The organism is Herbaspirillum sp. B65, assembly GCF_000333555.1.
GTDB classification, from domain to species: domain Bacteria; phylum Pseudomonadota; class Gammaproteobacteria; order Burkholderiales; family Burkholderiaceae_D; genus Herbaspirillum; species Herbaspirillum rubrisubalbicans.
In genome coordinates this window covers 1-8,992 of sequence record NZ_BADI01000467.1, presented here as the reverse complement: position 1 = coordinate 8,992, position 8,992 = coordinate 1, and the positions used below count along the sequence as shown (strand labels likewise).

Genomic DNA, 8,992 nt, shown 5'->3' with positions numbered 1-8,992 from the left:
ACCCCCCCGATGGCGCTGATGACCAGCATCAGCAGGCGCGCCCGGCCATAGGCGGCGGCGCTGCTTTCGGCGGCTTCCAGATTGAGCTTGTCTTCCAGCGCGGCCAGGGCTTTCAACTCCACCTGCCAGGCCTTCTGCACCGGCAGGTATTGTTCCTTCAGGAATTGCGCCAGTTCATAGGCCTCGCGACGCTTGCCGAATTCCACTGCTTCGCTGATGAGCTTTTCTGCCGTGGCGGCCCGGGCCTGGACCTTCGGCAAGGCCGCCTTTTCTTCTTCGCTGGTAACAGCCGACTCGCTGAAGAGCTGCTGCAGCTTTTGCGCCGACATCCGGTATTTGAGGGTCTGGGCTTCGATGTATTGCGCCTCGATATCGACGTCTTCGGGCGCGGCCGGCAGCATCAGGTTACGCAGCGAGATGGAGCGCTCGCCGACCGTCTCCAGCATGTCCTTGACCAGGGCGCTCTCGGGATTCTTGACCTCGACCACGTGCTTGAAGCGCCCCTGCACCTGGTGCATGTTGAAGATGCCGAAGCCGGTCACCAGCACCAGCAGCAAGACCACCCATGCAAACCCGAGCCCCAGGCGGGTGCCCACTTTCATTGCTGACTTCATCGCGTCTCCTCCCAAGTAGTCATCGGAGGCTGGGGGCAAGCAGGGACATGAGCGGCGCCATGGCGCACATCGGTGTGCCATGACATATACGGATAATGCGCGTCCCCTACGGCTTGCCCCGGCCTCGGTTACCCGAACCAGGTCTTGTCCCTGACCAGGTCTTGTCCCTGTTGTGGCGTCATCCCGTCTTGGTCTGTCTGCGGTTGCGACGCCGGTGTGCTTTTATCGTTCTGTAAGTACGTTGTAGCTTGCATTATTGTTCAGCTCTCTGCAAGGAGCACGGCGCAATGCCGCGTCCCATGGTAGGGTGGTGAAGATTAATGCGCTTGGTCCCAATTCTTACCGATTCCGACCTCGGCAAGCAAGGGAACTTTCAGTTCCGCAACATTTTTCATCAATTCAGGCAGCTTTTCACGCACCAGGTCCAGCTCCTGTTGTGGGACTTCCAACACCAGTTCATCGTGCACCTGCATGATCATGCGGGTCTGCAGACCGGCCTGTTCCAACCAGCCCTGCACGGCGATCATGGCCAGCTTGATCAGATCGGCGGCTGTGCCCTGCATCGGTGCATTGATCGCAGCCCGCTCGGCGCCCTGGCGACGCGGACCATTGGGTGAATTGATCTCGGGCAGCCACAGGCGACGGCCGAACACGGTTTCCACGTAGCCGCGCGCCTTGGCCTGCATCCGGGTTTCATCCATGTAGCGCTTCACGCCCGAGAAGCGCATGAAGTACTTGTCGATATACATCTGCGCGGCCGCGCGTTCGATGCCCAGGTTGCCGGCCAGGCCAAAGGCGCTCATGCCATAGATCAGGCCAAAGTTGATGACCTTGGCATAGCGACGCTGCTCGGACTCGACCTGCTCGGGCGCGATGCCGAAGATCTCGGCAGCGGTGGCCTTGTGGATGTCTTCGTTATTGGCGAATGCCTTCAACATGTTTTCGTCTTCCGAGATGTGCGCCATGATGCGCAATTCGATCTGCGAATAGTCGGCCGAGACGATCACGCTGCCTTCGGGTGCGACGAAGGCTTCGCGGATGCGACGACCCTCGGCGGTGCGAATGGGGATGTTCTGCAGGTTGGGATCGTTGGAAGCCAGGCGACCGGTGACCGCCACTGCCTGTGCATAGTTGGTATGCACGCGGCCGGTGGCCGGGTTGATCATCTTGGGCAGCTTGTCGGTATAGGTGGACTTGAGCTTGGACAGGCCGCGATAGTCCAGCAGCACCTTGGGCAGCGGGTAATCCTCGGCCAGTTTCTGCAGCACTTCTTCATCCGTGGACGGTGCGCCGGAGGCGGTCTTCTTGACCACCGGCAGCTCCAGCTTGCCAAACAATATCTCCCCCAACTGCTTGGGCGAATTCAGGTTGAAGGGCTGGCCGGCCAGGTCATAGGCTTGCTGTTCGATCTCCAGCATTCGTTTGCCCAGGTCGTGCGATTGCTGGCCCAGGCGCTCGCTGTCGATGAGCACGCCGTTGCGCTCGATCTTTTGCAGCACCACCGAGGTCGGCACTTCGATCTTCTCGTAGATGAAGCGCAGCTTGTCGTCATGCTCGATCTGCGGCCACATGGCCTGGTGCAAGGCCAGCGTGACGTCGGCATCTTCGGCGGCGTATTCGGTGGCGCGCTCGATGGGCACTTCATTGAAACCGATCTGGGAGGCGCCCTTGCCGCAGACTTCGGCATAGGTGATGGTCTTGCGCTCCAGATGACGCGCGGCCAGGCTGTCCATGTCATGCGGACGATGCGATTCGAAGACGTAGGATTCCAGCAGCGTGTCGTGCTTCACCCCGGCCAGCCGCACGCCATAGTTGGCGAAGATGTGGCTGTCGTATTTAAGGTGCTGGCCGAGCTTGGGCTTGCTGGCATCTTCCAGCCAGGGCTTGAGCTTGTCCAGCACGTGCGCGCGCGACAATTGCGCCGGTGCGTCCTGGTAGTTGTGCGCCACCGGGATATAGGCCGCACGGCCCGGCTCGCAGCATAGCGAAATACCGACCAGCTCGGCCTGCATCGCTTCCAGCGAGGTGGTCTCGGTATCGACCGCGGTGAGTTCAGCAGCGTTGATGGCGGCAATCCACTGGTCCAGTTGCGCATCGGTGAGCACGGTCTCGTACTCGACCTTGGGCGTGGCGGCAAAGAGGCCGCCTTGGGCCGGGGTTTCCAGCGCGGCGGCGGCCGCTGCGCCCACCATGGGAGCCTTGGCGCCTGCGGCGGCGTCTGCGCCTTCGCTCAACTCGCGCAGCCAGGTGCGGAAGTTGTAGCGGGTGAAGAGTTCCTTGAGCACATCCTTGTCCACCGGCTGCATGGTCAGCGATTCGAGGATGGACTTCATGTGTGCCGACAGATCGCAATCGGTCTTGACCGTCACCAGCACGCGGCCTTGCGGCAGCCAGTCCAGCGCACGGCGCAAGTTCTCGCCGACCACGCCAGTGATCTTGTCGGCATTGGCCATGACGCCATCGAGCGAGCCATAGGCGGTGAGCCACTTCACGGCGGTCTTGGGGCCGCACTTTTCCACGCCGGGCACGTTGTCCACGGTGTCCCCGATCAAGCTCAGGTAATCGACGATGCGCTCCGGGGGCACACCGAATTTTGCGATCACGCCGGCAATGTCGAGAACTTCATTGCTCATGGTGTTGACCAAGGTAACGTGTTCGTTGACCAGTTGCGCCATGTCCTTGTCGCCGGTAGAGACGATGGTGTCCAGGCCCGCGCTGGTGGCTTGTACCGAGAGCGTACCGATGACGTCATCGGCTTCGATGCCCTCGACCATCAGGATCGGCCAGCCCAGCGCGCGCACGGCGGCATGGATGGGCTCGATCTGCAATGCCAGGTCTTCCGGCATGGATTTGCGGGTGGCCTTGTAGTCGGGATAGAGATCATCACGAAAAGTCTTGCCCTTGGCATCGAACACACAGGCCACGTAACTTGCGGGATAATCGTTGCGCAGTCGGCGCAGCATATTGATGATGCCGTACAACGCACCGGTGGGCGCGCCTTCCGCGTTACGCATATCGGGCAGTGCATGGAAGGCCCGATAGAGGTAACTGGAACCATCAACTAACAACAAGGTTTTTTGCATATGGAACAGAGAGGAAAAAATGTCCCGCGTCTGCGGGAGGTGGGGGACATCGAACGCGCGACGGCCAAGAAGGCGCGCGAGTCGTGGCATGTACTCACGATTATGGCAGAATTCATCGAATCGACCGAACGTCTCTCTGAGCTGCGTCCTGCCGTTTCCATCTTCGGTTCTGCCCGGATCAAGCCCGACAATCCCCATTATCACTATGCGTGGAGATCGCCCGTCTGATCTCCGACGCGGGTTACGCCGTCATCTCCGGTGGCGGGCCCGGCATCATGGAAGCGGCCAACAAGGGCGCCTACGAAGGCGCATCCCCTTCGGTGGGCCTGAACATCGAACTGCCGCACGAACAGCACGGCAATGCCTGGCAGGACATCTCGCTGTCCTTCCGCCATTTCTTTGCGCGCAAGGTGGCGTTCGTGAAATACGCGGATGCCTACGTGGTGCTGCCCGGCGGCTTCGGCACGCTCGACGAACTGACCGAAGCGCTGACCCTCATGCAGACCGGCAAATCGCGCATGATGCCGGTAATTCTGGTGGGCAGCCAGTTCTGGGCCGGCCTGGTGGACTGGATCAAGACCCGCCTGGTGGACGACGGCATGATCTCGCCCAAGGACGTGAACCTGCTGCAGGTGATCGACGAACCTGCGGAAGTGCTGGCGGCGATCCAGAAATTCCACGCCGAGAAGGCCAAGCCGGCAGATACCCAGCAGGAGGCTGAACGGCAGAGCGGGATGTATCTGTAAGCTGCTGCGCTTGGGCAGGACGCTGGCGAGGGCGGGACGTGAAAGCGTTCCGCCCTTGTTGTTTTGGATGCCCTATCTGCAAAAACTGTGATGACTACACGCAAAAGCTCAACGGCGGCCTCAACCAATTCAAGAACCAGCGCTATCGAATCGAGATTTGCGGCACAGGTCCGAATGATTCAGGCAATCATGACCCGATCAGGCTGCGAGTCTTCGACACCGATGGCATCAGCCATTCGATCTCAGTAGCGAAGACCCTGTCAAGACCTTACACATATGCCACCAAGCTTGCTTGATTGGCTGAGGGCTAGAATCCCGCTACTGGATTGACTGGCTTGAAGTGCCTTCCCCAACTGCCAGCAGTAAGTGTAAAAAAGTTCACTTCCCTCACCAACGTACGATTTGAAATAGGCGCGCACAACTTCATCATGCGATGCAATTACATGAAGTATTCATCGTATTCCTTGCGTCGCCATGCCAGTCGCCCGCGCCTATTTCACGCAACTCCTTCTGGGTACGGTCTACGCCGTGCTGTTCCTGAGTCTGGTTCCGCTGGTACTGGCGGTGGCCATGCTGGTGCTGTCGTACACATGGCTTTCTGAATGGAGCATGGCGCATTGGAAAGCGGCGCTGCACGAGCATCGCGAAGCCATCTACTGGCTCATGGCGGCGCTCCTGGGGGGCACGCTGGGGCTGTTCTACCACGCCCTTGACCGCATCATCGCCTTGGCCAAGCCGGCCTGGCAGACGGCCTATCAGACCACGACCCTGCTCTTCATGCTGCTGATGAGCTACGGTCTGGCCATCCTGCTGGTCTCAGCCTTGACGCCCAACTATCACCAATGCGACATGTACACCCGAAAGCTCAATGGTGGCGAGCGCGAATACCGTGGGCAACAGTTCCACATCGAACTGTGCGGCGCCGGCAGCGATGCCAGCCGCCATGAGCAGATCCGCCTGCGCATCTTCGATGAACACGGCCGCTGGCGCGCCGTGCGCTACTTCACCATCCGCTGGGCTAGCGATTTCCCGCTGATGCTGGAGTACTCATCCGATCACTTCAGCTATTTCGACGCCCGCAAGCAGGATGACTTCGCCAGGGTGATGCCCATGCCTCCGCCGCTGGATGACTGGCTCATCACTCACATCCCCTTGCTACGCTAGGGCCGGGAGCAAGAATGCAGTCGATGTTGCCATAATGACCATTCCCATGAAGAAACGCAGGGGGCAGATGTCGATGGTTTGCTACAATGAAGAAAACGACACTATCCTCATTCCTGCATAACATCATGAAACCATCCAACGTCTGGTTCCAACAGTCCCTCGCAGCGGCGCTGCTGTGTGTCTCGGCCGGTCTGGCCGCTCCGCTGGCCGTGGCCCAACCCGCCCCGCCCGGACTGGCTGCCCAGCCTGCCCCGCCGCCACCGGAACTGGAAAAGCTGGAAGAAGGCGAACCGCCGGCCGTGACCATCCGCAAGCCAGGCGAAGACGGTCGTAACCAGGGCAACAGCATCAAGGAACGCCGCGACCACGGCCAGACCAAGGAAATCGAAGTCAAGTCCGGCCCCAGCACCTATTACATCCGCCCCAACCCGCAACTGGGTGGTTCCACCCCGGGCGACGCCCAAAGCCCGCCGCCGAGCTCGGCGCAGTGGAAGGTCGGTGAATTCGACTGGGGCGTGAAAAAGCCCCAGGAAGGCGAGACCGACGCCGCTCCCAAGAAGTAAATTTCTGTCATCGCCCGGTGCTTGAAGCACCTGAGGCGATGACCGACAGGCCATCCGCCAGCCGATGGCGTGCATCACCCCGGTCGCCCGGCGCGGCCGGTCCAGGAACAGGCAGGGCGGCTGCATGCCCCCGGCCTCGCGCCACAGTCGATTGGGCTGTGGCGCGCATCAGCAAGCTTCATCTTTTCATTTTCGTCATGGCAGTCTTTACACCGGTCAGTCTGGAACAACTCTCGGACTGGATTGCACAATTCCCGCTCGGCCGCGCGACCTCGATCAAAGGCATCTCCTCGGGCATCGAAAACAGCAACTTCTTCATCGGTACCGAACGCGGTGAATATGTGCTGACCCTGTTCGAAAAGCTTCATATCGAACAATTGCCGTTCTACCTGGAACTGATGCGCCACCTGGCGCAGCGCGGCATCCCGGTGCCCGAACCGGTAGCTAATGACAAGGGCGCCATCGTCAATCTCTTGAACGACAAGCCGGCGGCCATCGTCAGCAAGCTGGAAGGCCAGTCCCAGCTCGATCCGCAACCGGTGCACTGCGCCGCGCTGGGCGACATGCTGGCGCGGATGCACCTGGCGGGCAAGGATTTCAAGATCCTGCAACCCAACCTGCGCGGCCTGGCCTGGTGGCTGGAAACCACGCCGGCCGTGCTGCCCTTCCTGCCGCCCGAGCTGGGCCGCTTGCTGGCCGACGAAGTGCAGTATCAAAAGGACTTCGCGGCCACCAGCGACTACCGCGCCCTGCCGCGCGGCCCGGTGCACGCCGACCTGTTCCGCAACAATGCGATGTTCGTGGACGAGCAGCTCTCGGGGATCTTCGATTTCTATTTCGCCGGCGTCGATACCTGGCTCTTCGACCTGGCCGTGACCGTCAACGACTGGTGCGTGGAACTGGACACTGGCGTGCTCGACACCCACCGCAGCCAAGCCATGCTGGAGGCCTACCGCGCCGTGCGTCCGTTCTCGGACGCCGAGCGCATCGCCTGGCAGCCCATGCTGCGCGCCGCGGCATTACGCTTCTGGCTCTCGCGCCTGTACGACTTCTATCTGCCGCGTGAGGCCGAGATGCTCACGCCGCACGATCCCACGCATTTTGAACGCATCCTGCGCCTGCGCATCAACCAAGCGCCGCCGGCACTGTAACCACTGGAGCTATGGAAAAGATCCCCGCACTTACCGGCTGGTCCTGGGTCAAGCAAGGCTTCACGCTGTTTCGCAAGCAGCCGGCCGAAATCTCGACACTGTTCCTGGCCTACATGTTCCTGATGCTGATCCTGGGCATTATCCCGGTGCTCGGCCAGATGCTGCCGCTGATCCTGATCCCGCTGTTTTCGATGTCGTTCATGCAAGCCTGCGCGCAGATCGAAAAGGGTGAACGGGTCTACCCCAACCTGTTGCTGATCGCCTTCCGCAGTCCGGCCCGCAACACCTTGTTGAAGCTGGGCCTGCTGTACCTGCTGGTGGCCACGCTGGTGGTGGCGGCCTCGGCACTGGCCGATGGCGGCACCTTCTGGAAGGCCATGATGGGCGGCGGTCTGTCGACCCAGGAACTGGAAAACGCCGCCGGCAGTATGCGCATCGCCATGCTGGTGGCCGCAGCGCTCTATGTGCCTGCAGCGATGGCCTTCTGGTATGCGGCGCCGCTGATCATGTGGCAGCAGATGTCGCTGGGTAAGGCGCTGTTCTACAGCTTCTTCACGGTGCGCCGCGCCGGTGGCGCCTTCCTGGTCTATGGTCTGGCCTGGATCGTGATTGCCATCGTGGTGCCCACCGTGATCAGCCTGGTCATCACCCTGGCCACTGGCAGCTTCACGGCAGTGTTCTTGATCCTGTTACCTATATCGATAATGTTGACGGTGGTTATGTACTGTTCGTTCTATCCGACTTACACTACCATCTTCGGAAAGCCCCGCAGAGGGCCAGACAGCCCGCCACTCGGAGACAATTCCAAGGTCTGACGCCTGATATCGTTCAGACAAGACCTGCGCCAGGCTGTCGCTGCCTGGCGCGCATGGCTTGAACAGTTCGAACCGAGAAGACGAACGCTGCACACCGCAACGCCCGCCCCCCAGCCGGACTTTCCAGGACAACCAGGCTATTTTCACGGGGGTACAAAGATATGCGCATGAACATGCCGGTCACGGGCCAGGAGCGCTTGCTCATCGATGGCAAGGCCATCGTTTCCAAGACCGATCTCAAGGGCAATATCACCTACGTCAATCCCTACTTCATCGAGATCAGTGGTTTCGAGGAAGAGGAATTGCTGGGCGCGCCGCAAAACCTGATCCGCCATCCCGACATGCCGGCCGAGGCCTTCGGCGACATGTGGGCCACCATCAAGGCTGGCCTGCCCTGGACCGGGCTGGTCAAGAACCGCAGCAAGAACGGCGACCACTATTGGGTGCGCGCCAACGTCACGCCGATCCGCGAAAGCGGCCAGGTGGTCGGCTACATGTCGGTGCGTACCAAGCCCGAGCGCGCGGCGGTGGAGGCGGCCGAAAAGCTCTACGCCAGCATCCGTCGCGGTCAGGCCAAGGGCATCGCCCTGCATCGCGGCGAAGTGGTGCGTACCGGCGTGGCCGGCTGGCTGGGCAAGCTGTCGCGGATGCAGTTGAATACCCGACTCAATCTGTCCATGGGCGTGATGCTGGCCATCCAGATCGCGGTGGTAGTGGCCGGCATGGTCACGCTGCACCAATGGTGGATCAGTGCGCTGGCGGCGGTATCGGCGCTCATTTCCATCGTCCAGTGGATCGCCCTGCGCGCTGCGCTCATCAAGCCCCTGCACCAGGCCGCTGGACATCACGCACGCCA

General features: G+C 61.0%; 6 protein-coding genes and 2 pseudogenes. 6 read left to right on the top strand and 2 right to left on the bottom strand.

Going from position 1 to position 8,992, the window contains the following annotated elements; translation table 11 throughout:
* Together I5W_RS11250 and polA are read right to left on the bottom strand one after the other, a co-directional pair.
* On the bottom strand, nt 1–614 hold a 614-nt coding region (locus tag I5W_RS11250), incomplete at its 3' end, for an MCP four helix bundle domain-containing protein (RefSeq protein WP_044529286.1).
* Between the two features lie 317 nt (nt 615–931).
* On the bottom strand, nt 932–3,697 hold the full coding sequence (gene polA / locus I5W_RS11245; RefSeq protein ID WP_044529285.1) for a DNA polymerase I: 2,766 nt from the start codon (nt 3,695–3,697) through the stop codon (nt 932–934).
* Here polA and I5W_RS11240 point away from each other — a divergent pair.
* The 6 genes and pseudogenes from I5W_RS11240 to I5W_RS11215 all read left to right on the top strand — a co-directional run.
* Nucleotides 3,698–4,443 (top strand): annotated as a pseudogene (locus tag I5W_RS11240) (TIGR00730 family Rossman fold protein).
* Between the two features lie 474 nt (nt 4,444–4,917).
* Nucleotides 4,918–5,607 carry a hypothetical protein gene (locus I5W_RS11235; protein ID WP_044529284.1) on the top strand — a complete coding sequence of 230 codons (690 nt, stop codon included), beginning with the start codon at nt 4,918–4,920 and terminating at the stop codon, nt 5,605–5,607.
* Between the two features lie 125 nt (nt 5,608–5,732).
* A complete protein-coding gene (locus tag I5W_RS11230) occupies nt 5,733–6,170 on the top strand; it encodes a hypothetical protein (RefSeq protein ID WP_017454288.1) in 438 nt (145 codons plus the stop codon).
* A 197-nt stretch (nt 6,171–6,367) separates the two neighbouring features.
* Nucleotides 6,368–7,321: a homoserine kinase gene (locus I5W_RS11225; protein WP_044529283.1), complete on the top strand. Its 954-nt coding sequence runs from the start codon at nt 6,368–6,370 to the stop codon at nt 7,319–7,321.
* An 11-nt stretch (nt 7,322–7,332) separates the two neighbouring features.
* On the top strand, nt 7,333–8,136 hold the full coding sequence (locus tag I5W_RS11220) for a BPSS1780 family membrane protein (RefSeq protein WP_017454286.1): 804 nt from the start codon (nt 7,333–7,335) through the stop codon (nt 8,134–8,136).
* 161 nt (nt 8,137–8,297) lie between these two features.
* Nucleotides 8,298–8,992: pseudogene (locus tag I5W_RS11215) on the top strand (PAS domain-containing protein); the annotation flags it as partial.

What these genes read in the sequence shown, in the direction of transcription:
- I5W_RS11220 (WP_017454286.1), top strand. Translation starts at nt 7,333, where the DNA reads ATGGAAAAGATCCCCGCACTTACCGGCTGGTCCTGGGTCAAGCAAGGC.
- I5W_RS11225 (WP_044529283.1), top strand. Translation starts at nt 6,368, where the DNA reads ATGGCAGTCTTTACACCGGTCAGTCTGGAACAACTCTCGGACTGGATT.
- I5W_RS11230 (WP_017454288.1), top strand. Translation starts at nt 5,733, where the DNA reads ATGAAACCATCCAACGTCTGGTTCCAACAGTCCCTCGCAGCGGCGCTG.
- I5W_RS11235 (WP_044529284.1), top strand. Translation starts at nt 4,918, where the DNA reads ATGCCAGTCGCCCGCGCCTATTTCACGCAACTCCTTCTGGGTACGGTC.
- polA (WP_044529285.1), bottom strand. Translation starts at nt 3,697, where the DNA reads ATGCAAAAAACCTTGTTGTTAGTTGATGGTTCCAGTTACCTCTATCGG.